This window comes from Pseudomonas sp. GW531-T4, assembly GCF_017349615.1.
GTDB lineage: Bacteria > Pseudomonadota > Gammaproteobacteria > Pseudomonadales > Pseudomonadaceae > Aquipseudomonas > Aquipseudomonas chlororaphis_I.
The window spans coordinates 119,829-141,830 of the sequence record NZ_JACMZT010000013.1 but is presented as its reverse complement, the minus strand read 5'-3'; the positions used below and the strand labels follow the sequence as shown (position 1 = coordinate 141,830).

At 59.0% G+C, this 22,002-nt stretch carries 24 protein-coding genes; 15 read left to right on the top strand and 9 right to left on the bottom strand.

What is annotated here, in order from left to right; all coding sequences use genetic code 11:
* Nucleotides 1-124: 124 nt before the first annotated feature.
* Entirely contained in the window at nucleotides 125-892 is a 768-nt protein-coding gene (locus J4D28_RS13355) for a CHAD domain-containing protein (RefSeq protein WP_103331005.1), read from the top strand.
* A 107-nt stretch (nucleotides 893-999) separates the two neighbouring features.
* Nucleotides 1,000-1,797, top strand: coding sequence for an acyl-CoA thioesterase II (locus J4D28_RS13350; RefSeq protein ID WP_041987659.1), 798 nt, complete (start codon nucleotides 1,000-1,002; stop codon nucleotides 1,795-1,797).
* A gap of 7 nt (nucleotides 1,798-1,804) precedes the next feature.
* Here the strand turns inward: J4D28_RS13350 and J4D28_RS13345 are convergent, their stop codons facing one another.
* The 3 genes from J4D28_RS13345 to J4D28_RS13335 form a co-directional block, all read right to left on the bottom strand.
* Complete coding sequence (locus J4D28_RS13345) at nucleotides 1,805-2,167, bottom strand: Mpo1-like protein (RefSeq protein WP_103331004.1); 363 nt, start codon at nucleotides 2,165-2,167, stop codon at nucleotides 1,805-1,807.
* 150 nt (nucleotides 2,168-2,317) lie between these two features.
* Entirely contained in the window at nucleotides 2,318-3,799 is a 1,482-nt protein-coding gene (locus J4D28_RS13340; RefSeq protein ID WP_101283071.1) for a methyl-accepting chemotaxis protein, read from the bottom strand.
* A gap of 85 nt (nucleotides 3,800-3,884) precedes the next feature.
* Nucleotides 3,885-4,691 (bottom strand): TatD family hydrolase, encoded by an 807-nt coding sequence (locus J4D28_RS13335; RefSeq protein WP_009050143.1) that lies wholly within the window; start codon nucleotides 4,689-4,691, stop codon nucleotides 3,885-3,887.
* Nucleotides 4,692-4,927: 236 nt separating this feature from the next.
* Here J4D28_RS13335 and J4D28_RS13330 point away from each other — a divergent pair, with 236 nt between their 5' ends.
* The 3 genes from J4D28_RS13330 to J4D28_RS13320 all read left to right on the top strand — a co-directional run bounded on the left by J4D28_RS13330 (nucleotide 4,928) and on the right by J4D28_RS13320 (nucleotide 7,453).
* Entirely contained in the window at nucleotides 4,928-6,349 is a 1,422-nt protein-coding gene (locus tag J4D28_RS13330) for a transglycosylase SLT domain-containing protein (RefSeq protein ID WP_016704344.1), read from the top strand.
* A gap of 102 nt (nucleotides 6,350-6,451) precedes the next feature.
* The gene (locus J4D28_RS13325; protein ID WP_009050141.1) at nucleotides 6,452-6,886 is read left to right on the top strand and encodes a DoxX family protein; all 435 of its coding nucleotides are present in this window, start codon (nucleotides 6,452-6,454) and stop codon (nucleotides 6,884-6,886) included.
* Between the two features lie 258 nt (nucleotides 6,887-7,144).
* On the top strand, nucleotides 7,145-7,453 hold the full coding sequence (locus J4D28_RS13320; protein ID WP_009050140.1) for a hypothetical protein: 309 nt from the start codon (nucleotides 7,145-7,147) through the stop codon (nucleotides 7,451-7,453).
* 87 nt (nucleotides 7,454-7,540) lie between these two features.
* On the opposite strand, the gene J4D28_RS13315 is transcribed toward J4D28_RS13320, so the two are convergent.
* Nucleotides 7,541-8,170, bottom strand: a complete 630-nt coding sequence (locus J4D28_RS13315) for a response regulator transcription factor (RefSeq protein WP_007931372.1) — start codon at nucleotides 8,168-8,170, stop codon at nucleotides 7,541-7,543.
* Between the two features lie 146 nt (nucleotides 8,171-8,316).
* Here J4D28_RS13315 and J4D28_RS13310 point away from each other — a divergent pair, with 146 nt between their 5' ends.
* The 3 genes from J4D28_RS13310 to greB all read left to right on the top strand — a co-directional run bounded on the left by J4D28_RS13310 (nucleotide 8,317) and on the right by greB (nucleotide 11,411).
* Nucleotides 8,317-8,607 carry a hypothetical protein gene (locus J4D28_RS13310; protein WP_016704342.1) on the top strand — a complete coding sequence of 97 codons (291 nt, stop codon included), beginning with the start codon at nucleotides 8,317-8,319 and terminating at the stop codon, nucleotides 8,605-8,607.
* Nucleotides 8,608-8,813: 206 nt separating this feature from the next.
* Nucleotides 8,814-10,559 (top strand): hypothetical protein, encoded by a 1,746-nt coding sequence (locus J4D28_RS13305; protein ID WP_103331003.1) that lies wholly within the window; start codon nucleotides 8,814-8,816, stop codon nucleotides 10,557-10,559.
* Nucleotides 10,560-10,937: 378 nt separating this feature from the next.
* Nucleotides 10,938-11,411, top strand: coding sequence for a transcription elongation factor GreB (greB, locus tag J4D28_RS13300; protein ID WP_009044968.1), 474 nt, complete (start codon nucleotides 10,938-10,940; stop codon nucleotides 11,409-11,411).
* Between the two features lie 16 nt (nucleotides 11,412-11,427).
* Here greB and J4D28_RS13295 read toward each other — a convergent pair whose 3' ends face one another.
* Nucleotides 11,428-13,932: an ABC transporter permease gene (locus J4D28_RS13295; protein WP_009050137.1), complete on the bottom strand. Its 2,505-nt coding sequence runs from the start codon at nucleotides 13,930-13,932 to the stop codon at nucleotides 11,428-11,430.
* Nucleotides 13,932-14,615 (bottom strand): ABC transporter ATP-binding protein, encoded by a 684-nt coding sequence (locus J4D28_RS13290; RefSeq protein ID WP_009050136.1) that lies wholly within the window; start codon nucleotides 14,613-14,615, stop codon nucleotides 13,932-13,934. Before J4D28_RS13290 ends, J4D28_RS13295 begins: the two co-directional genes overlap by 1 nt.
* A 10-nt stretch (nucleotides 14,616-14,625) precedes the next feature.
* Here J4D28_RS13290 and J4D28_RS13285 point away from each other — a divergent pair, with 10 nt between their 5' ends.
* The 3 genes from J4D28_RS13285 to J4D28_RS13275 all read left to right on the top strand — a co-directional run bounded on the left by J4D28_RS13285 (nucleotide 14,626) and on the right by J4D28_RS13275 (nucleotide 16,666).
* Nucleotides 14,626-15,231, top strand: coding sequence for an arylesterase (locus J4D28_RS13285; RefSeq protein ID WP_009050135.1), 606 nt, complete (start codon nucleotides 14,626-14,628; stop codon nucleotides 15,229-15,231).
* Between the two features lie 56 nt (nucleotides 15,232-15,287).
* Nucleotides 15,288-15,581 (top strand): hypothetical protein, encoded by a 294-nt coding sequence (locus tag J4D28_RS13280; protein ID WP_007931378.1) that lies wholly within the window; start codon nucleotides 15,288-15,290, stop codon nucleotides 15,579-15,581.
* Nucleotides 15,582-15,697: 116 nt separating this feature from the next.
* Nucleotides 15,698-16,666: a L,D-transpeptidase family protein gene (locus tag J4D28_RS13275; RefSeq protein WP_009044964.1), complete on the top strand. Its 969-nt coding sequence runs from the start codon at nucleotides 15,698-15,700 to the stop codon at nucleotides 16,664-16,666.
* Nucleotides 16,667-16,792: 126 nt separating this feature from the next.
* Here J4D28_RS13275 and oprI read toward each other — a convergent pair whose 3' ends face one another.
* Nucleotides 16,793-17,044 carry an outer membrane lipoprotei OprI gene (gene oprI / locus J4D28_RS13270; protein WP_003448337.1) on the bottom strand — a complete coding sequence of 84 codons (252 nt, stop codon included), beginning with the start codon at nucleotides 17,042-17,044 and terminating at the stop codon, nucleotides 16,793-16,795.
* 675 nt (nucleotides 17,045-17,719) lie between these two features.
* Between oprI and J4D28_RS13265 the strand changes: the two genes are divergently transcribed.
* Entirely contained in the window at nucleotides 17,720-18,001 is a 282-nt protein-coding gene (locus J4D28_RS13265; protein ID WP_007931380.1) for a GNAT family N-acetyltransferase, read from the top strand.
* Between the two features lie 60 nt (nucleotides 18,002-18,061).
* Here J4D28_RS13265 and J4D28_RS13260 read toward each other — a convergent pair whose 3' ends face one another.
* A complete protein-coding gene (locus tag J4D28_RS13260; RefSeq protein ID WP_009044963.1) occupies nucleotides 18,062-19,138 on the bottom strand; it encodes a 3-deoxy-7-phosphoheptulonate synthase in 1,077 nt (358 codons plus the stop codon).
* 131 nt (nucleotides 19,139-19,269) lie between these two features.
* Nucleotides 19,270-19,713, bottom strand: a complete 444-nt coding sequence (locus J4D28_RS13255; protein ID WP_009050134.1) for a PilZ domain-containing protein — start codon at nucleotides 19,711-19,713, stop codon at nucleotides 19,270-19,272.
* Between J4D28_RS13255 and J4D28_RS13250 the strand changes: the two genes are divergently transcribed.
* The 3 genes from J4D28_RS13250 to J4D28_RS13240 are packed head-to-tail and all read left to right on the top strand — an operon-like array spanning nucleotide 19,712 to nucleotide 21,983.
* Nucleotides 19,712-20,098, top strand: a complete 387-nt coding sequence (locus tag J4D28_RS13250; protein ID WP_009050133.1) for a co-chaperone YbbN — start codon at nucleotides 19,712-19,714, stop codon at nucleotides 20,096-20,098. The genes J4D28_RS13255 and J4D28_RS13250 overlap by 2 nt on opposite strands.
* Nucleotides 20,098-21,054 (top strand): putative 2-dehydropantoate 2-reductase, encoded by a 957-nt coding sequence (locus J4D28_RS13245; RefSeq protein WP_009050132.1) that lies wholly within the window; start codon nucleotides 20,098-20,100, stop codon nucleotides 21,052-21,054. Before J4D28_RS13250 ends, J4D28_RS13245 begins: the two co-directional genes overlap by 1 nt.
* Nucleotides 21,055-21,077: 23 nt before the next feature.
* Nucleotides 21,078-21,983 (top strand): 5'-nucleotidase, encoded by a 906-nt coding sequence (locus tag J4D28_RS13240; protein ID WP_016704334.1) that lies wholly within the window; start codon nucleotides 21,078-21,080, stop codon nucleotides 21,981-21,983.
* Nucleotides 21,984-22,002 lie beyond the last annotated feature (19 nt).

Here is a 22,002-nt window from a genome sequence, read left to right as displayed (position 1 = left end):
GCTAGACTGAAGAGCGCTCTTCAGTTTCCGTCTCGCAGGCGCCTTGGTTGCGCCTGCCTGTCATGCCAGGGCCCGGCCGCAGTCTTTGTGCTGCGGGCCGGGCCATTCGTTTCGGGAGTCAATGATGTCTGCCTTGGTTGATCAGTTGGTGGCTCAGGTGTTGGGGCTGGAGGTGCGCTTGCTGGCGTGCCAGGCGCGTTTGCAGGCGGTGACCGACCCCGAGGCGCTGCATGATCTGCGTACCACGGTGCGCCGCTTGCGCAGCCTGTTGCGAGCGCTGCGCGGCTTGCCCGGTGTCGAGCAACTGGAAGCGGCCGCCTCGGCGGTCGGGCAATTGACGACACCGTTGCGCGACCGTGAGGTCCTGGCCGCGTATCTGCATCAGCATGACTACCATCAGGCCGCGGAGCGCCGCACCACGGGCCTGGCGGACGAGTATCGGACGGTGGCGGCGGGCGCCGAACTCAAGCAATTGCTGCTGGTGCTGGATGCCTTCCCGCGCTTTCTGCGGGCGGCGCAACGTCAGGAACTGTTGCGCGGTTTGCGCAAGCGCATCGAAAAGCGCCTGGCCAAGCAATGGAAGGCGCTGGACCAGGCCCTGCATGATCCGGCTCATGACCGGCACCGTTTACGCCTGCTGATCAAACGTGTGCGCTACGCCGCCGAGGCTTACCCCGAACTTGCCGGACTGTCGCCCAAGGCGGTCTCGCACTTGAAGGCTGCGCAGGGCGCGCTGGGCGACTGGCATGATTGCTGGCAATGGCTGGCCCAGGCCGAACGGCAGGCGGACCTGTTGCCTTGTGTTCCGGTCTGGCACGCCACCATGCACAAGGCCGAAGCCCGTGCCGATCGGGTACTCGACAAGCTGAGCGCGGCCTGCTTCCGGAGCTGAAAGGCGTCTGGCGGCTTATCTGTCAGTCTTTTTGGCGGGAATAAGTGCTTTACCCTTGTGCGCTGCTGGTTAAGATCCTCGAATCTTTCCTTTGACCAGAGGTGCTCATGGGCTTTTCCGATTTGCTCGATGCTGTCCGCCAACATCCGTTGGAGCTGTCGATTCCAACCGAGTGGGCGCAGGGGCGGGCCAGTTTCGGCGGATTGGTAGCGGCTTTGCAGTATGAAGCCATGCGCGCAAAAGTCCCCGCCGAGCGTCCGGTGCGTTCGTTGGCGATCACCTTTGTCGGTCCGGTCACCCCCGATGTGCCGGTCAGCTTTGAAGTTGAGGTGCTGCGCGAGGGCAAGGCCGTCAGCCAAGTGCTGGGGCGTGCGGTGCAGGACGGTCAGGTAGTGACTCTGGTGCAGGGCAGTTTTGGTGCCTCTCGGCCGTCCGAAGTGACGGTTGTCGCCGAGGAAGCGCCTGCCATGAAACATTGGGACGAATGCCCGGAGCTGCCTTACGTCAAGGACGTGACGCCGGAGTTCATGCGCCATCTGGCAATGCGCTGGAGCATCGGTGGCATGCCGTTCACCGGCAACAAGTCGCGAGACATGGGCGGCTGGGTGCGCCTGCGTGGCGACGTGAAGGAAGAACCCCTGACCGAAGCGCATATCCTTGCATTGGTGGACGCCTGGCCGCCGGCCCTGTTGCCGCATCTGACCAGTGTCGTTCCCGGCAGCACCCTGACCTGGACCATTGAATTCGTGCAGCCGCTGCTGGCGCTGAGCACCCTGGACTGGTGCAAGTACCGGGTGCATATCGAGCATGCCCGTGATGGTTATGGCCATGCGGCCGCGGCACTCTGGAGCGCGGAAGGTCAGTTGATCGCACTCAGCCGGCAGACGGTAACCATCTTCGGCTGACACCCTCTCAATGCCGGTGGCGTTCGCGCCAGGCACGCCACCAGGCGCCGCTGAGAACGAAGCGTGGAAAGGTCACGAATTGTTCCACCAGCAGGCGCTGGACTGCATCTTTACGGTCACTGAACGGTTCGGCGGCTTGCGCCTCCAGGCTGTGGCCGTGGCGCTGCAGGCCCAAGGCTGCAATCAGGCCAACCACGCCGATGGCGACGTTGGTGAAGCTCAAGCCGAATACCCCTGAAACCAGCAACAGGAAGCCGACGATGAACAGCGGCACCGCAATCAGGTGCAACACTAGGTTGGTCGGGTTGCGGTGGTTATGCGGGTAGGAGCGCCATTGCCAGGCGGGGAGGTTGGGGTGACATTTACCCATGACGGTGATCCTTGATTCGTAGAAAGCTATGTATCAAGGATAGGTCTCGCGTGGGGCTTCGGCGAATCAAGGCTGGCTATGGGGGCGATAGCTTGGCAAGGGTTTCGCCGCGGCAGGGAGGCTGATCCTGCCGCAACGAAACTCGCGGTTTTAAAGTTTCAACTGACCGATGGCCTTGCTCAACTCTCCGGCCAGGGTCGCCAGTTCGTTGCTGGTGGTCGCCGAGTCGACGGTCTGTTGCACGGTGTTTTCGGTGACGTCGCGAATACTCACCACGGCGCGATTCATTTCTTCCGCCACCTGGCTTTGCTGCTCGGCCGCCACTGCAATCTGGGTATTGCTTTCACGCATCTGCGCTACGGCTGCGGTGATTTCCGCCAGCGCTGCGCCGGCTTCCTGTGCCTGCTGCACGCAATCGTCTGCCTTGAACGAGCTTTCCTGCATGAAGTCCACCGCGTCGCGGGTGCCGGCCTGCAGGGCGGAGACCATCCGGGTGATTTCGTCGGTGGAGGTCTGCACCCGTTTGGCGAGGTTGCGTACTTCATCGGCGACCACCGCGAACCCCCGGCCCATTTCACCGGCGCGCGCCGCTTCGATCGCGGCGTTGAGCGCCAGCAGGTTGGTCTGTTCGGCGATGCTGTGGATCACGTTGACCACGCCATTGATCTTCTGACTGTCCTCGGCCAGGCGCTGGATCATCTCGGCGGTCTGTTGCACACCGGTGGAGAGCCCGGAGATGGATTTCTGTACGCGGCCCACCACTTCCTGGCCGCTGCCAGCGAGGGCGTCGGCGGCCTGGGAGCGATCCCGGGTGGCACCGGCGTGCTGGGCGATGTGATAGACGGTGGCGGACATTTCGTTGATCGCCGTCGCGGCCTGATCGGTTTCGCTTTGCTGGCCCAGCATGCCGTGACGCACGTCGTTCATGCTCGACGCCAGGCGCGCGGCGCCGATATCCAGTTGCCGGGCGGTGTTGGCGACGGTGTTGACCACCCGCTGGTAACCGGCCTGCATCGCGTTGAAGGCATTGGCCATCTGGCCGACCTCGTCGGTGCACGACAACGGCACGCGCGCCGACAGGTCGCCGGTTTTCTCCACATGCAGCATCACATCCTTGAGGGTGTTCAGTTGGCTGAGCAGGAAACGGATCAACAGTTGCGAAGCACCGAGCATCGCCAGCATCAGAATGAACACGGCCACCGCGTATTGGCTGAAGCGTTCGCTGAACACCTGTTGCAGGCTTGGCCCATGAGCAAGCACCGCAACCCGTTGGTTATCGGCCCGGGACAGCACGTACGCGCCGATCAGCGGGTTTTCGCCGAACAGCGGCATTTCATCGAAGGCCACCCACCCATTGGCGTTGCTCAACTCTGGCAGGGAGCGTTGGTCGAGGCTGGGGATCTGGCCGGCAGCGAAGCCCAGCAGGTTTTCAGCATTGGGTAGCGCTTGTCCGGAGGGCCATGCACCGAGCAGGTTGGCCTGGGCCCTGGCGTTGTTTTGTGAGGCCTGGCTACGCGCGTGTTGCTCCAGCTGGACGGCGTACAGGACCAGTAGCAGGGTGGTCACGAAGGCGACTGCATTGACCGCCCAGAACTTGTATTTCAGTGAGATATTGCTGAGCCAGGCACCCATGGAAGGTCTTCTCTGATTAAGCGGAACAGTATTGGCAAGGTGCCATTATTGTGCCGCTATGCAGAGCGTCAAATCTTGATATGCGTCAAGCAATCTCGGGCAAGGCGAAGAAGGCTCGGGCGCTGGCGGTACTGTGGGTTGCCAGCTCTTCCTGGCTCTCACCGCGATGCAGGGCCACCTCGCGCAATACCTCTGTCAGGTAGGCCGGTTCGTTGCGACCGTTCTTCGGTTTGGGGCGCAGGCTGCGCGGCAATAGATAGGGGGCGTCGCTTTCGAGCATCAGGCGGCCGCGGGGAATCTCTCGTACCAGAGGGTGCAAGTGAGTGCCGCGGCGTTCGTCGCAGATCCACCCGGTGATGCCAATGTGCAGATCGAGGTCCAGGTAGTTGAACAGCGCGCGCTGTTCACCGGTGAAGCAATGCACCACCGCAGCCGGCAAGCGGTCTCGGAAATCGCGGACTATTTCCAGCAGGCGCTGGCTGGCGTCGCGCTCATGGAGGAAGACCGGCAGTTGCAGTTCAACGGCCAGGGCCAAGTGTTCCTCCAGTACTTTTTCCTGTTGCGGGCGAGGGGAGAAGTCCCGATTGAAGTCCAGGCCGCATTCGCCCACGGCTTTGACGCTGCTTTCCTTGAGCAGGTTGCGCAGGCGCTGGGCACTGTCGGCATTCCAGTCGCTGGCGCAATGCGGATGAATACCGGCGGTAGAGAACAGTTGGCGGCCGCTTTCGTCCAGTTGCCGCGACAGCTCGAGCGCCTGTTCGCTGCCTTCGACGCTGGTGCCGGTGAGCACCAATTGGCAGACACCGGCGGCATAGGCTCGGTCCAGTACTGCGCGATGTTTTTCGGCGAAACTCGGGTTGGTCAGGTTGACGCCGATATCGATGAGTTGCATGGTGCTATCTCCGCCTGCGGCCGGAAAGCATATCAGAGCTGTAGATTTATAAGAAAAGCCAAGAACTACAACGAGTTGGAGCTGTCTCTTGATGCCGGGAGAAAGGCCGCGGTTGGTTTGCCCGCCGAGGTTGTGCCAGTCTTTCGCATCTTGTCGGCGCTCTAGGCGCTCTGTTTCTGTCGCCCGATTTTTCGCCAGTGCTCGAAAACTCGGACAGTATTCTTCCCGGAGAGCGGATGACGCGACCCTCGGTTTTGCTAGCGTTGTGCTTGTCGTTGCTGCTGCCCTTGCCGGCGGTCGCGCGCTTGGCCGGCCCTCCGGAAGCCGCCGTAGCGGGCAAGGTCCACGACCTGGCGGAAATTCGTAGCAGCCGAGTCCTGCGGGTGCTGGTCAACCAGAGTCGCAACAGCTCCGGTGAAGTCCAGGGCCAGGCCATCGGCGTCGAATACCACCGCCTGCGCGCCTTTGAGCAGTACCTCAATGGTCATGCCCGCGACGGGCAGGAAATCAGCCTCAAGATCATCCCCAAAGCCAAGGATCAACTGCTCGGTGCGTTGCAGCGCGGTGAGGGCGACCTGGTCGCTCCGGGAGAGTTGCTGGAGGCGCTACCAGGGCAAGCGGTGAGCCCCAGTGAACCGGTTGCCAGCAACGTGCCGATGCTGCTGGTGGGAATCAAGGGTGAGCGGCGTTACACCCGACCCGAACAACTCTCTGGCAAGACCCTGGCGCTGACCACCGGCAGCGCCGCCGGGGAGGCGGTGAGCCAGATCAATCAGAAGCTGGCGCTGCATAAGCTGGCGCCGATCAAGGTCGAGTGGGTCGATCCGAGCCTGGCAGTCGAAGATGTCCTGGAAATGGTCCAGGGCGGGATCTTTCACCTGACCATCGTCGAGAAACCCATTGCCGAGCGCTGGGGCAAGGTCCTGCCGAAGCTGCGTTTCGATCGGCAACTGGTCATCAGCGAGCCAGGCGAGGAGCACTGGTTCGTGCGGCGCGACGCCTCGATGCTGCGGGCGAGCATCGATCGTTTCCTGAAGGTCTACAAGGCGCCGGCGGATCAGGACGTTGCCTTCTTGCGTATCTATCGGCGCCTGTATCAGGTGCATAACCCTTTGACCCGGGCCGACCGCCAGCGCCTGGAAAAGCTGCGCCCGGTATTACAGAAGCATGCCGATGCGCAGAGCATGGACTGGTTGAACCTGGCGGCCCTGGCCTTCAAGGAGTCGTCGTTGCAACCCACTGCCAGGAGCGGCAGCGGCCCGACCGGCCTGATGCAGATCACCCCGTCAGCCGCCCAGCGGGTAGGGGTCAATAACATTCAGACTCTTGATAACAATGTGTTGGCCGGAGCCAAGTACCTGGCATTGATCCGGCGCAAGTTCTTTTCCAGCCCCAAGCTCAACGAACGCGAGCGCATGGCGTTCGTCTTGGCGGCCTACAACATGGGGCCGGAGCGTGTGCAGGGGATGCGCACCGAAGCCCGGCGGCGCGGGCTGAACCCCAATCAGTGGTTTTTCCAGGTCGAGCGCATTGCCATGGAACAGGTCGGAATGGGCGCCGTCAGCTATGTTAATAGCGTCAACAAATACTATTTGGCGTTTGACCGGGAACGCGAATCGTTGGAGCCGCAAGCGCGTAAGGTCGTCTCACGAAAATAATCGAAAAAATAGATTGTTATCTTGCTATTTTTGCACTTTTAACATGAATTTTTATGATTAATATAGCGACCCAATACCCAACACCACAAAGGACTACACAGCATGAGCACACTGATCAAAACCGTACTGAGCACCCGTGCAGGCTATGGCCTGACGGTCCTGCGAGTTTTTGTCGGCATCATTTTCGCCGCACACGGCGCGCAAAAGCTTTTTGGCCTGTTTGGCGGTTACGGATTGGCAGGGACGGCACAGTGGATGGAGAGCATCGGCCTGGCGCCGGGGCATTTGATGGCGTTGCTGGCGGGCGGTACCGAGTTCTTTGGCGGTCTGGCGCTGATTATCGGTCTGTTGGCACGTCCTGCCGCACTGGGGTTGAGCTTCACCTTGCTGGTGGCGATTTTCTCCGTACACATCAGCAATGGCCTGTTCATGGCGAACAATGGTTATGAGTTCGCCCTGGCTCTGCTCGGCGGCACCATTGCGGTTCTGATCGAAGGCGCGGGCAAATTGTCACTCGATGCCGCGATTACCAAGTAACTTCCGGCAAACACTCAAAGGCCCGCTTGTAGCGGGCCTTTTTCGTTGCTGATTTCGTTGTGGGGGATTCTTGACACTACCCGGTCGGCTTCTCTAGGATTGTTGCCCATGCGCCGATTTAAACAGCTACTTGCGGGGCGCCAGGTGATTCGGAATATCACCGATAGAAGCTCTACAGGCTTCGAAATACCGCTAAAGCGCTGGTTCGGTGTTGCCTCTCACCTGCCCGGCAGAAAATTGAGGCAGAGACACGACACGATGAATGCACTCCACCCTCCCGTACGTCTTGCGCCAATCACGGCGAATCTTGTTCAGCGCAATCCAAAAATTCTTCTTGGCGGTACACACCAGCCGACACTGCTGCGTTATCTCGATGGCTGGCCACGTCGCAGCACAGGCCCTTCAGCCTTTCTGATCCAGTTCATTGAAGATGGCGAGTCCCTGGCACGTTTTGCCAACGACAGTTTTGACCTTGCGGTGATACAGGCCCCCAGTGCGGAAAATGCCGCCGAAGTCATCCGACATCTGACCCGCGTGGCTCGACAGGGGCTGATCACCCGCAGGTAAGTAGCGTAGGGGATCAATCCGGCTGTCGAGGTGGGTGTTTCCTGAGGTTTCTGAATCCTGGCTGAAGGCTCCATCGATATCAGGGCTTCAAACGACGGAGTTGCGTTTGGCCAGCTCCGCCAGTGCTACCAGATTGGAAACGTTGAACCGTTTTAGCAGCCTGACCTTGTAGGTACTCACCGTCTTGTGGCTGATCAGCAGCGCATCCGCGATTTTCTGATTATTCAGGCCGCTTGCCAGCAGTTTCAGGACGGTGATTTCCCGGTCGGTCAGTTGGGCAATCAAGACACTTTCCTGGCAGGCGGCGTTTGTATTCTGTTGCAAGGTGCTGATCGTATCTTCGGGGAAGTAGCTATACCCCGATAGGATGGCTTTTACCGCATTAGCCAGTTCGTTCAGGTTATCGTTCTTGCACAGGAAGCCGGCTGCACCGGCCTGCAAACAGCGCAAGGCGAAATTCTTGGAGTTGCTGGAGGTCAGCACCAGCGTCTTTATCGGCAGTCCAGCGGACTTTATGTGGGAAATAACGGAAAACCCGTCGAGGTTGGGTATGTTCAAGTCCAGGATGAGCAGGTCCGGAAGATGCTTGCGTACCAACTGGACAGCGTCCGCGCCATTGTCCGCTTCGGCGACGATGTTGTGTTCATGAGGCTCCAGAACGGTTCTTATTGCGAGTCGAATCAACGGATGGTCGTCGACGATGATGATACTTCCCATGCAAGGCATCTCGATATTTAGGGGGAGGGTGCTTTTCGTATTTTATCCGAGCACTCTGAAAACTAAATCAGACGAATCTGATAGTTGTCATTGAGTGTCTAAGTTATGGTTGAGCACAGTTTTAATCTGGAAAAGACTAGCTCTCCATGCACGTTATTATCTTTAGACCAGCCCAGCTTAAAGGCTCCTGGTTATTTAATCTGCTTTTGCGTCTTGATCGTTTCATTTATTGGTTTGCCCCTTCTCTGGCTATGTTGACGGGGGCAGCTGGCATCGCATTGTGTTTTCTAGCCTGGCAGCAGCAACTGATATTGACAGGGGTAGGTGGAGCACTCCTGATACTGATGGCAGCAGGAATAACCATGCTCTGGTCGAATTATGAGTGGTGGCTGTTTAAGCTCAGCCCGCAGAAAGGGTTGAATATTCCTCTTAAGTAAAATCTGAGCTGAAATATTGATGCAGTAATTTTATCTGTCATGTTTTTAAAATATTTCAATGTGACTCTCGTCGCTGTGTGATTCGGCGGCTTGTCGATGGTATCGGATAGTTCTACTTGAGGATCGGAAATGTCTGGTTTCCGGTTAGGTGTTGTAAGGTGTATTTTTTGCTCCTTGCGATATATATAACGGAGCCTGAGCCAGTGATGCTGCTACGAACTATTTCCATTAAAAATGCAGAGCAGGAAGTGCTGAACGGTGCGGTACTCTGTAGCTTTGCAATTCCTATGCTGAGCCATAATTTTCTTGCTTATAGCTTGAATGAGGGGGCTGAAGTTGGAGAGTCGCGAGTTTATCTGGCGATGCTAAATAAGGCGGGGAAGAGTTATTCACTGAGCTCGATTGAGGCCGAGGAAGATTGGCGTCAGGTTATTCAAGTCTTCAAGGATATAGTCACCCATGCGAGCCTGCCTGAGGGGCGACAGCAAGGTGCCGGAAGTAGTACCGATATTCCTTACCATCTGATTGACCTTAAGGATTGTGTGATACCGACAGGAAACCTATCGGATCATCGTTCACTCACCATCAAGAAAAATCTGGTGATGAAGCTTATCTCGTCAGAAGCCTCGGTTGCTTGCCTGCCGGCAATTGACAGCGCTGAACTCGGAGTTCCTGCGCTCGATGCCTCTATTTTGATGACTTCTCAATCTACTCCTGCTGCACAGGCTGTCGCGGAGTGTATAGAAGATGAGGTTTCTGATTCGAATGAGCATTGCTCGCCAGGAAGCGTTGAGGATCTTGGAGGCGATGCACTCGATGGTGCTCCATCCGGGTTCGCTTCGATTGGAAATCCAGAAGAGCTCTCTCAAAAAACAGAAGAAGCTGAGACTGAAGTAGAGAAGGTTCTTACTGATGTTTCATTATTTACCGAGAGTTTTCAACACGATATGACTGAAATGCTGACTGCGAATACCGAAAAATATGTCGACTCCTCTGAAAGTGATGCTCCCTTGTCTGGCCATTTGACGCCTGAGGTTGTCGCTGACCACTCTGCCAACTCGGAGGCCGACATTGGACGCCTGTCCCAAGGTATACAGAGCACATTGGCTGGCTTGGCGGAGGTGGTTCGCGATTTGGCCTCGGAGGAAGAGATGAAGTTAATCCAGAGTGATGAGTTCGGCCTGTCGATATCTGACAGTGTTCCAACTTTGATGGATAGGCAGGTTCAGGCTACCGCAGATATTGATCAATCCGCTCAAGTTGCTGGGGATGTAACACGGGATGAGGTGGCTGATTGCCCAATTCCCTTAGAGATCTCATTGGATGAAGCACAGTTTCTGATGGCGACGCTTCCTGAGGCTGAAACTGCGCTTCAGGGGGCGGATACCGATCATCTACTTCTTGATGTGGAAAGCACTTTGTCGAATCTTGCACTTATGGCGCAGGAGTTGACGCAGCAAAAATTGGTTGCGGTGAAACAACAGGAAGCTTTGGAGCTTTTGAAGGAACAGTTGCAAGAGCGAGAGCGTAAACTTCATGAAAAAGATGAGCACCTGCGCCAGCTACAAAGTCAGCTTCAGCAAGAGAAGATCGCGATCGATAAGTCCGCTGAGCATAATTCCCGAGTGATTGCGGAACGCAGTGCTGCGCTTCAACAGCTGGCTGAAAGTGTTGAGTCCAGAGAGCGAAGTGTTGCCCGGCGCTCTGAACTAATGCAGCTTGAGCAGCAACGTCTTGATGAGATTTCCGCTAAGCAAAGTATCCGCGCAGCCGAACTGGAAAAGAGAGACATCGGAATCCAGCAAAAAAATGCAGAGCTGGTAGAAAGGTTAACGCAGTTGTCCAGCACCCGTAAGAAACTCAGCAATATTGTAAAAGGCTTCAATGAGACGGTGACCTTCAATAATAGCCTGCATAGCATATCCAGTACATTGCTCAGCGATGATGAGTAAAGCGCTTCTGCTGGAATTACAGTTCTCTTTTTTAGTGTATTGGGTATTTCAATAAAGCCGTATTTGACCTGTGTGAAAAGGCGGATAGTGCAGTCAGACGGTGCAAACTGGAGAGGACTGATGGGGCGTATCCGGGTTTAGATATGTGCATTCTGATGTGGATTCGCACGTGGGTTTGATGCCCTATTGACCAAGCGCGACCGCTTTTTCGTACAACGCCCAAGCGGTAGTGTTATCGGCCTGTTCATTCTGGATAGGGTATCCCCGTGAGGAGGTGTGCTGCAGGTGGGTTTATCTCGCCTAGCATTGGTTCTCAAGGTCTCGATTCAACCATAATGCTGAACTGCTCATAAGGCTCTGCATGGGGGATTTAACCAATTGAGTACCAAGCTCATTACGCAGGAAGGTTTCGAGGCTCTGAAAAACGAGCTGGATTACCTGTGGCGGGAGAAGCGTCCGGATGTGACGCAGAAAGTCACCTGGGCGGCCTCCCTGGGGGACAGGAGTGAAAATGCGGACTATCAATACAACAAGAAACTCCTGAGGGAAATTGACCGTCGGGTTCGCTACTTGCGCAAGCGACTCGAAGACATGAAGGTCGTGTCGTATTCGCCGGAGCAGGAGGGCCGGGTGTTCTTCGGCGCCTGGGTCGATATCGAGAACGAAGAGGGCGAAACCAAGCGCTTCCGTATCGTCGGTTATGACGAGATATACGGGCAGAAGGATTACATCTCCATCGATTCGCCCATGGCCCGGGCACTCTTGAAGAAAGAAGTCGGCGACGAGGCGATAGTGCAGACGCCCGGCGGAGAAATGTGCTGGTGGATCAATCAGATCGAATACGTGAAATGACCTGCCTGCGAGGGGCTTACCCCTCGCGAAGTACTGTCAGCGGGCTGGCATTCAATGCCCGGCGCGTTCCATAGACACCGGCACCTCCGATCAGCAGAGCTCCGATAATGGGCAGGAGCAGCAGCCAGGGATGTGGATGCCAGGGCAGGTCGAAGGCAAAGCGATAGAGCACCAGGCTCACCAATTCCGATCCCAATGCGGCCAGTAGCCCGCTGACGGCTCCCAGCAGCCCGAACTCGATACGCCGGGCCTTGACCAGTAATTGTCGTTCCGCCCCCAGCGCCCGTAGCAGGGCGCCCTGACGAATACGCTCGTCCAGGGTGGCCTGCAGTCCGGAAAACAGCACGGCCATGCCGGCGGCGAGTACGAACAACAGCACGTATTCCACGGCCAGGGTGACCTGGGCCAGGATGCTGCGCAGTTGTTCGAGCAAGGCCTCCACTTGCAGGATGGTCACTGCCGGGAAGGCCCTGGACAGCTCGACCACCTGCTGGTCGTGGCCCGCAGCCAGATAGAAGCTGGTCAGGTAAGTGGCAGGCAAATCCCGCAGCGTGCCCGGCTGAAAGATCATGAAAAAGTTGGGCTGGAAATTGTCCCAGTTGATTTCCCGCAGGCTGGTCACCCTGGCCTCGCGATTGACTCCGCCGACGCTGAACGTCATCTGGTCGCCAAGTTTGAGTTTCAGGCTTTCGGCCACTTGGGCCTCGACCGAGACGCCAGGCAAATCCCCTTCGGGCTGTTGCGCCCACCACGAGCCGCTGGTGATCTTATTGCCTTCTGGCAGATCCGCGGCCCAGGTCAGGCTCAAGTCCCGCTGTACGGCGCGGTCGCCACTGGAGTCCTTGCTGACGATTTCCCGGACCGGTTCGCCGTTGATGCTGATCAGCCGCCCTGGTACTACCGGGTACAGCGGCGCGGAAGGGGCGGAAAGCGCCACCAGCTTGTCGGTGAAGGCCTGCTTGTCCGCGGGCAGGATATTCAGGGCGAAATAGTTCGGCGCGTTTTTGGGCAACTGGTTTTGCCAGGTGTCGAGCAGTTCTCCACGCAACAGCGCAATCAGGGCCATCGATAGCAGGATCAAGCCGAAGGCCAGGGATTGTCCGGCAGCGGCCAAGGGATGCCGCAGTAACTGGCCCAAACCCAGGCGCCATGGCAGCGACGCCTTGGCCAGCAAGCGACGCAGACTCTGCAGGGCCAGCAGCAGTAATCCACCCAGAACCAGGGCGGCAATGACGCCGCCACCGAGCAAGGCGAAGGTCAAGAGCAGATCCAGGCTCAGGCGCCACATGATCAGGCCCAGGGCCAGCAGGGCGGCGCCATAAACCATCCAGGTGCTTGGGGGGATCGGCAGCAGGTCACGACGCAACACCCGCAAGGGCGGGACACGCCCCAGCGCCGCCAAGGGCGGCAGGGCGAACCCCCCAAGCGCCACCAGGCCGGTACCGATACCGGCGACGGCGGGGAGCAATCCGCCGGGAGGCACATCGGTTGGTAGCAGGTCATGCAGCAGATAAAACAGCCCAAGCTGGGCGAGCCAGCCGAGCAGCGCACCGACGATGCTGGCCAGGATGCCGAGCAGGGCCAGTTGCAAGGTGAACAGCAGCATGGTTTCCCGGCGGGACAAGCCCAGGCAGCGCAGCAGCGCGCTGGCGTCGAAGCGGCGGGAGGCGAAGCGCGCGGCGGACAGGGCAACTGCCACGCCTGCCAGCAGCACCGCCACCAGGCTGGCCATGTTCAAGTAGCGTTCCGCCTTGCCCAGGGCTCCGCCGATCTGGCGGTTGCCATCTCGGGCATCCTGCAGGCGCTGATTGGCCGCCAGGCCAGGCTTGATCAATTGGCGATAGGTTTCCAGGGCGCTTCCCGGGCCGCGCCAGAGTTCCTTGTAACTGACCCGGCTGCCGGGTTGCACCACGCCGGTGGCGTTCAGGTCGCTCAGGTTGATCAGTACCCTGGGTGTCAGGCTATAGAAGTTGCCGGCGCGATCCGGTTCGTAAGTCAGTACCCGGCTCAGGCGCAGGGTTTTCATCCCGACGTCGATGCTGTCGCCGATTTTCAGGTCCAGCGCGGTCAACAATCGGGCTTCGACCCAGGCTTCGCCTGGTTGTGGACCGCCGCCGATTTCTTCCGCCGCGTAAGGGGCCGGGGCACTTTTCAGTTGACCGCGCAGCGGGTAGGCGTCGTCCGCGGCCTTGATACTGGACAGCTGGATGCCATTGTCGGTGGCGATCACACTGGAGAACTCCACCACCTGCGCATGTTGCAGGCCCAGTTCCCGGCCGCTTTGGATCTGTTCGGGCCTTGCCGGAGAGCTGCTTTCCAGCAGCAGGTCCGCGCCGAGAAACTCCGTGGCGCGCAGCAGCATCGCGCCGTTGAGGCGCGCGCCGAAATAGCCGATGGCAGTGCTGGCGGCTACCGCCACTACCAGGGCGAAGAACAATACCCGCAGTTCTCCGGCGCGGGCGTCGCGCAGAAGTTGGCGAACGGCAAGGCTGAACAGGCGCAACAGCGGCAGGCGTGCCATCAAGGCTCCAGGGGGGCGACCAGCAGGCCGGCTTCAAGGCGGATCAGGCGCCGGCAACGATGGGCCAGGCGTTCATCGTGAGTGACCAGGACCAGCGTCGTGCCGCTTTCCTTGTTCAGATCGAACAGCAGGTCGCTGATGCGCTCACCGGTGTGGCTGTCGAGGTTGCCGGTCGGCTCGTCGGCGAACAGCACGTCAGGCTCGGCGGCGAAGGCGCGGGCGATGGCTACCCGCTGTTGTTCGCCACCGGAGAGCTGGCGAGGCGAGTGGCTCAGGCGTTGCCCGAGCCCGACGCGCTGGAGCAGTTCGGTCGCACGCTCGCGGGCATCCCGGCGGCCATCCAGCTCCAGGGGCAACATCACGTTCTCCAGGGCATTGAGGCTGTCGAGCAGTTGGAACGACTGGAAGACGAAGCCCACATGCTCGGCGCGGATTCGGGCGCGCTGGTCTTCGTCCAATGTGCCCAGGCTGCGACCGGCCAGGGTGACCTCGCCGCTGCTGGGCAGGTCGAGACCGGCCAGCAGGCCGAGCAGGGTGGATTTTCCGGAGCCGGAACTGCCGACGATGGCCAGGCTGTCGCCTTTGTTCAGTTCCAGGCTGAGTTCGTGCAGGATGGTCAGTTCACCTTCCGCGCTGGGAACCACTTTGCTAAGGTTCCGCGCAGTGAGAATGCTTGCGCCCATGGAGAATCCGATGCGTGTGTGGTTTTTGAGTGCTGGCCTGGCCTTGATGTGCATGGCCCAGAACGCAGCGGCGGGTACAGTCCTGATCGTTGGCGATAGTATCAGCGCGGCTTTCGGCCTGGATACCCGGCAGGGGTGGGTGGCATTGCTCGAGCAGCGGCTCAAGAGCGAAGGTTTCGACGATGAGGTGGTCAATGCTTCCATCAGCGGCGACACCAGTGCAGGTGGCCAGGCGCGGCTGCCGGCGCTGCTTGCAGAGCACAAGCCGGAGCTGGTGATTCTCGAATTGGGCGGCAACGATGGCCTGCGCGGGCAACTGCCCACGCAATTGCAACAAAATCTTGCTTCGATGATCGACAGCTCCAAGGCCAGTGGTGCCAAGGTGCTGTTGCTTGGCATGCAGCTGCCACCCAATTACGGCGTGCGCTACACCCAGGCGTTTGCCGAGGTGTACAGCAAGCTCGCGAATGAAAAAAACGTGGCGCTGGTGCCGTTTTTTCTGGAAGGGGTCGGCGGTAATCCCGAGCTGATGCAGGCTGATGGCATCCACCCTGCGGTCGCTGCTCAGGGCAAGTTGCTGGAAAATGTCTGGCCGACGCTAAAACCGCTGCTTTGACGCTTTTCTACCGGCAGTGTTTCGGCTAATGTGGCGCCCCCGATTTGGAGCCCCCGATGCCGCGTCCCGCCTGGTCCCTGTTTGCCTACCAACTGATCGAGCCTGACGAACAGCTCGACCTGTTCGCCTGCCAGGAAGTCCGGGTGCATCTGGTGACGCGTCAGCTGGAGTTGGGCGGCTCAGCCGATCGCACGTTGTGCGGCACCTTGCTGCCTGCGCAACCGCGCTGGTCGAGTGTCGACCGGACCATTTTCCAGGACCAGCGCCTGTGTCCGTTGTGCCGGGCGATCCTCGAATCGCAAAAGCGCGGCACGCCGCCGATCTGGCCAGAGTTGCGTTTCGAACTGTAAGGCAGCAAGTTCTCGCCCGGCCCCCTTCTTGCGTTGATGCAGCTGTCGCTCCCGCAGCCACGGGGGCGGGTGTACAATCACTTTTTTACTCGTTGATCATGCGAAGGATTTTCCGGATGTTGCCGCGCTTTCCTGTCGTCACCCGTTGCCTGACGCTTGCCGCCTTCTGTGTGGCTGGCCCCGTTGCCGCATTGGAACTGCCTCTACCTCCACCGGGCGAAGATATCGTCGGTCAGGTACAGGTGATCAAGGCCAAGTACGAAGACACCTTTGCCGACCTGGGCACGACCTACGACCTGGGCTATTACGAGATGGTCGCGGCCAACCCGGGAGTCGATCCCTGGTTGCCGGGCGCAGGCACCGAAGTGGTGTTGCCGACGCGCTTCATCCTGCCGCCGGGACCTCGTGAAGGCATCGTGATCAACCTCGCCGAATATCGCCTCTACTACTACCCGAAAGGGCGGAACGTGGTGTACACCTTCCCCCTGGGTATCGGCCGGGAAGGTTGGGGGTCGCCGATCGCCCATACCAGCATCGTCGCCAAGACTCCGAATCCGACCTGGACGCCGCCTGCCTCGATCAAGGCCGAGCACGCTGCTGACGGTGACCCACTGCCGAACGTGGTGCCGGCGGGGCCGGACAACCCGTTGGGACCATTCAAGTTTACCCTGGGCACGCCGGGCTACCTGATCCACGGTTCGAACAAGAAGTTCGGTATCGGCATGCGAACCAGCCACGGCTGCTTCCGGATGTTCAACAACAACGTCCTGGAAATGGCCAGCATGGTGCCGGTGGGGACATCGGTGCGCATCCTCAACGATCCGTACAAGTTCGGTATCAGCGCTGGCAAAGTTTATCTGGAGGCTCATACGCCGCTCGATGACAAGGGCAATCCGTCGGTCGTGGACAAACACACCGCGGTGATCAACGCCTTGCTCAAGCGTGAAGACCTGGCCAATAACCTGCGGATGAATTGGGATGTAGTGCGCGACGTGGTGGCGGCCGAAGATGGTTTGCCAGTAGAGATCGCCATACCGACCAATGCACCGGTGGTATCGGCGGTGCCTATCGATATGCAGCAGTAACGGCTGGAACAGCAACCCGTCGATGCTTCAGGGTGTCGACGGGTTTTTTATTGCCACAAGAAAATCCGGGCAATAAAAAAGCCGACCCAATAAATGGGTCGGCTCGATAACAATCCCGAGGGATTATTACTTGCGGCTAGCTTTTTCCAGCATACGCAGAGCGCGCTCGTTAGCTTCGTCAGCAGTCTGTTGTGCTTTTTGAGCAGCAGCCAGAGCTTCATCAGCTTTACGGTAGGCTTCGTCTGCACGAGCCTGGGCACGAGCTGCTGCGTCTTCAGTTGCAGTCAGACGAGCTTCGGTTTCTTTGGATACGCTGCTGCAACCGGTAGCCAGAACTGCGGCCAGAGCCAGAGCAGAGAATTTCAGAACGTTGTTCATCGTGTTCCCCTTCAAGGACTTTCTATTAAGTAGCTATCTCATCCGAGTGATGAAATGGCCGGCGTACATACTACCCATTACTTGTAGTAAGTAAACTGACGTAGCGCAAGAAGCAAAAAAAATTCTAGGCGTTGAATCTTTTTCGAGCAACTTTTTATCGATCTGTATAAAAAATACGCAACCTTGTCACCCTGTTGGGAGCTTGCGCTTGTTAAGCGCATCTGCCGCAGAGTCCCTTTGCATGGCGCTCGCGGAGTGTAGGCTAAAGTCTATCTATATCGATTCGTCTACACTTTTGTTCAGAATCTGTGGGGCGCCTCACGCATCTTTGTCCATGTTGAGGTGACTTTAAATGGGTGGGCTCGTCTTAAATCTCAACATCCGGCGATGTTCAGGTTGTTGATCATCAGGTGGTTGGATCGAGTGCTTTGCATGTATCCGGGAACAGGTCCGGGGGAAGCATCGACACTAAACTGGCCTGATGCCGGTAGCTTGAATGCAAGCGTCCCTTGAGCATTGGTGCCAATGGTGCCTACTATTTGATACGTGCTCGGTCATGCGAGAGCGGCAGGCTCTGCTCGGTGTCCAGACAGGCACGGGGTGGCGTAGTTGTTCCTTCGCCGGAAAAACATCGGTAAGGTAGGGGTCAGAATCCAAGACCCGCGAGGAGTAGTGATGAGCGAGGCGTTGTCCATCCACCATGACCAGGCTGGTCATCAATTCGAGACCAATGTGGACGGTCATCGTGCCTACCTGACCTATATGGACCTGGGTAAGCAGACCCTGGATATTTATCGGACGTTCGTGCCTAACGCGCTGCGCGGCCGTGGTATTGCTGCGGCACTGACCGAGCAGGCGTTGGAATATGCTGATCGCATGGGGTACACGGTGATTCCGTCGTGCTCATATGTGGAGCGCTACATGGAGCGCCATCAGCGCCACGCCGCGAAACTCTGAGCGGGGACACCAAAAAAAACGCCGGGCTTGGCCCGGCGTTTTTGTGTCTGCGATACGGGATCAGGTGCGAACCCGTTTAGGCAGGACGTCCTTGAGCTTGGCGTGCATGCTGCGCAAGGTTTTCTCGGTGCTTTCCCAATCGATGCAGGCATCGGTGATCGACACGCCGTATTGCAGTTCGGCCAGGTCCTTGGGAATGGCCTGGCAGCCCCAGTTCAGATGGCTTTCGACCATCAGACCGATGATCGACTGGTTGCCTTCGAGAATCTGGTTGGCCACGTTCTCCATTACCAGTGGCTGCAAGGCCGGATCCTTGTTGGAGTTGGCGTGGCTGCAGTCGACCATGATGTTCGGCTTGATCTTCGCCTTGTTCAGCGCCTGCTCGCAGAGGGCGACACTGACCGAGTCATAGTTCGGCTTGCCATTGCCTCCGCGCAGAACCACGTGACCGTAGGCATTGCCCTTGGTGGTGACGATGGATACGCCACCTTCCTGGTTGATGCCGAGGAAACGGTGAGGGCTGGAAACCGATTGCAGGGCATTGATGGCAACGGTCAGGCCGCCGTCGGTGCCGTTCTTGAAACCTACTGCCGAAGACAGGCCGGAAGCCATCTCGCGGTGGGTCTGGGATTCGGTGGTACGCGCACCGATCGCCGACCAGCTGATCAGGTCCTGCAGGTATTGCGGGGAGATCGGGTCCAGCGCTTCGGTGGCGGTCGGCAGGCCCATCTCGGCCAGGTCCAGCAGCAGCTGGCGACCGATGTGCAGACCGTCCTGGATCTTGAACGAGTCGTCCAGGTACGGGTCGTTGATCAAGCCTTTCCAGCCAACGGTGGTCCGTGGTTTCTCGAAGTACACGCGCATCACCAGGTAAAGGGTGTCGGAGACTTCGGCGGCCAGGACTTTCAGGCGCTCGGCATACTCGTGGGCAGCCTTGATGTCGTGGATCGAGCAAGGGCCGATGACGACGAACAGACGGTGGTCGGTGCCGTCGAGAATATTGCGGATCACTTCGCGACCCTTGGTCACGGTGCGCAGGGCGGCGTCGCTCAGCGGAATGTCGCGCTTGAGCTGGTCGGGAGTGATCAGGGTTTCGTTGGAGGCGACGTTAAGGTCGTTGATCGGTAAATCAGCCATCGTGTTACTCGTCAGGTCACGGGTGCCGGCCGCCAGCGATCCCCGCGCGGCGGTGCACAGCGGATTTAAGCGCGTCGGGGAGCCGAACCTTAGCGCGTTACACCGGGGCTCGACAATGGGCAGAGACGGGTTTAATCCAGCGCTGGCTGCATAAAAGCCTGATGAACCCGGTCGTGGGAGAACTCGGCGGCGTGCTGTTCGACCCATTGCTGGGCCAGGGTTTCGATCTGTCGCTGCTCGGCCTGGGGCTCATGCAGGTGGCAGTAGTGGGCGATCTGGCACACCTGCTCACTCATTCGGGCACGGAACAGGGTCTGTTCGTCGATGAAGGCGATCCCCACCAGGTAGCCACGCTTGCGTCGCAGGCACCAGGCCACATAGCCGTTGTAGCGGGCGTTTTCACCCAGAGTGGGCATGCAGATTTCCAGTGCAGTGCCGCGGCGCCAGGCGCGGTGATAATTGCAAGCCATGCCGCCGAGGCTGATAGTGTGCAACCGTTGACGCGAAATGCATGCGTGCTTACGTAAGGTCAACTCAACCGGAACATCGTCAGGATGAGGAATGAAACGTCCCATGAACGCGGACTCCGAGTGTCGGCTATGTGACATTGTTTCCCCCAGTATAGTGGTCGAATTGGAGCTGACTGATTTCGATATCGATCAGCGGCTGTTGGCGATGAGCGGTGTTTCGCTGGTGATATTCACCAGCGTCGGCTGCGCCAGTTGTCGCTGGGCCCGGCAGCAGTTGCCCGGCTTCGATCTGCCGATCGAGCGGTTGTGCTGGATCGATGCGGGAAACAATGGCGGCGCGGTCGAGCGTTATCAGGTGTTTCACTTGCCGGCACTGTTCGTGGTGCGCGACGGTGAGTTTTATGGGGCCTTGCAGTCGCGCCTGACACCTGGCGAGCTCGGCGAGCGACTGGCACAGGCGCTGAATCGAATTCCAGAGGAGTTGCCTTGATGGAAGCAGTCCACACGCCGCGAATCGGCATTATCGGTGCCGGAGCGATCGGTGGTTTCTACGGGATGCTGCTGGCGCGAGCCGGCCTGGATGTGCATTTCCTGCTGCGCAGCGAATTCGCCGCGGTCACCGAGCGGGGTTTGCAACTGCATAGCGCGGTGCATGGTGAGCTGACCCTGAACCCGGTCCAGGCCTATGCCAGTGCCGAAGACATGCCGCCCTGCGATTGGCTGCTGGTGGGAGCCAAGACCACCAGCAACGCCGAGTTGGCTCCGGCGATTCTTTGTGCGGCGGCTCCCGGCGCCAAGGTGCTGTTACTGCAGAATGGCCTGGATGTGGAGGACGGCTTGCGCGACCTGCTTCCCGACTCGCTGCATCTGTTGGGCGGCCTGTGTTTTATCTGCGTGCACCGTGCCGGGCCCGGGGTGATCGAGCATCAGGCGCTGGGCGCGGTGAACCTGGGGTATCACAGTGGCCCGGCCGCGCAGGACGAATCGCAGCGCCAGGCAATAGTGGAAGAGGGCGCCGCGCTATTCCGCAAGGCCAGTATTGATTCCCAGGCCATGGCCAACCTGCAGCAGGCGCGCTGGCAGAAACTGGTGTGGAACGTGCCGTACAACGGATTGTCGGTATTGCTCAACGCCAGCACCACGCCGCTGATGGCCGATGCCGACAGCCGCGAGCTGATTCAGGCCTTGATGCGTGAAGTGGTGCAAGGCGCCCTGGCCTGTGGTCACAGCATGCCGGACGGCTATGCTGAGCACTTGTTCAAGGTGACCGAAAGCATGCCGGACTATTGGCCGAGCATGTACCACGACTACCGGCACAAGCGAGCGCTGGAGTTGTCGGCCATCTACGCCGCGCCATTGGCCGCGGCCAGGGCAGCGGGATGCGAACTGCCGAAAATGGAAGCCTTGTATCGGGCGTTGAGTTTTATCGACCGGCATAACGTTTGATCGCAGCATCGGGGGGAAGCGATATGGCAAAGGGCTTGGGCGGTAAACTGGTGGTGGCGATTTCGTCACGGGCCCTGTTCGATCTCAGCGAAAGCCATAAGGTCTATCTGGCCGAGGGGGTCGAGGCCTACCGCAAGTATCAGATCGATCACGAGGAGGAATCCCTCGAACCGGGCGATGCTTTTCCCTTGGTGAAAAAACTCTTGAGCCTCAATGCCAGCCTCGGCCGGGCGCGGGTCGAGGTGGTGCTGGTGTCGCGTAACAGTGCCGACACGGGGCTGCGGGTCTTCAACTCGATCCAGCATTACGGCCTGGATATTTCCCGGGCCGCTTTTGTCGGTGGCCGTAGCCCTTATCCCTATCTCGCGGCTTTCGGCTGCGACCTGTTTCTTTCCACCCACGCCGAAGATGTGCGTAGTGCACTGGACGCCGGGTTCGCCGCGGCGACCATTCTTTCCGGTGGCGCCCGGCGCGCCGCCAGCGCCGAACTGCGGATCGCCTTCGACGGCGACGCCGTGCTGTTTTCCGATGAGTCGGAGCGGGTCTATCAGCTCGGTGGCCTGGAAGCCTTCCAGGCCAAGGAGCGCGAGTCCGCCCGCGAGCCGTTGCGCGGGGGGCCGTTCAAAGGCTTCCTCGCCGCGCTCAATCTGTTGCAGCGCGAATTCCCCGACGATGATTGTCCGATCCGTACCGCCCTGGTGACGGCACGTTCGGCACCGGCCCATGAGCGGGTTATTCGGACCTTGCGCGAATGGGACATCCGCCTGGACGAATCGTTGTTCCTGGGCGGCCTGGAGAAGGCTGCCTTTCTCGAAGCCTTCGCCGCCGATGTGTTCTTCGACGATCAGGCGGGCCATTGCGAACTGGCTCGCGAAGTGGTCGCCACCGGCCATGTACCCCATGGCATCAGCAACGAAACCAAGGTTTAGCTCAATGTTCACGGGCTTG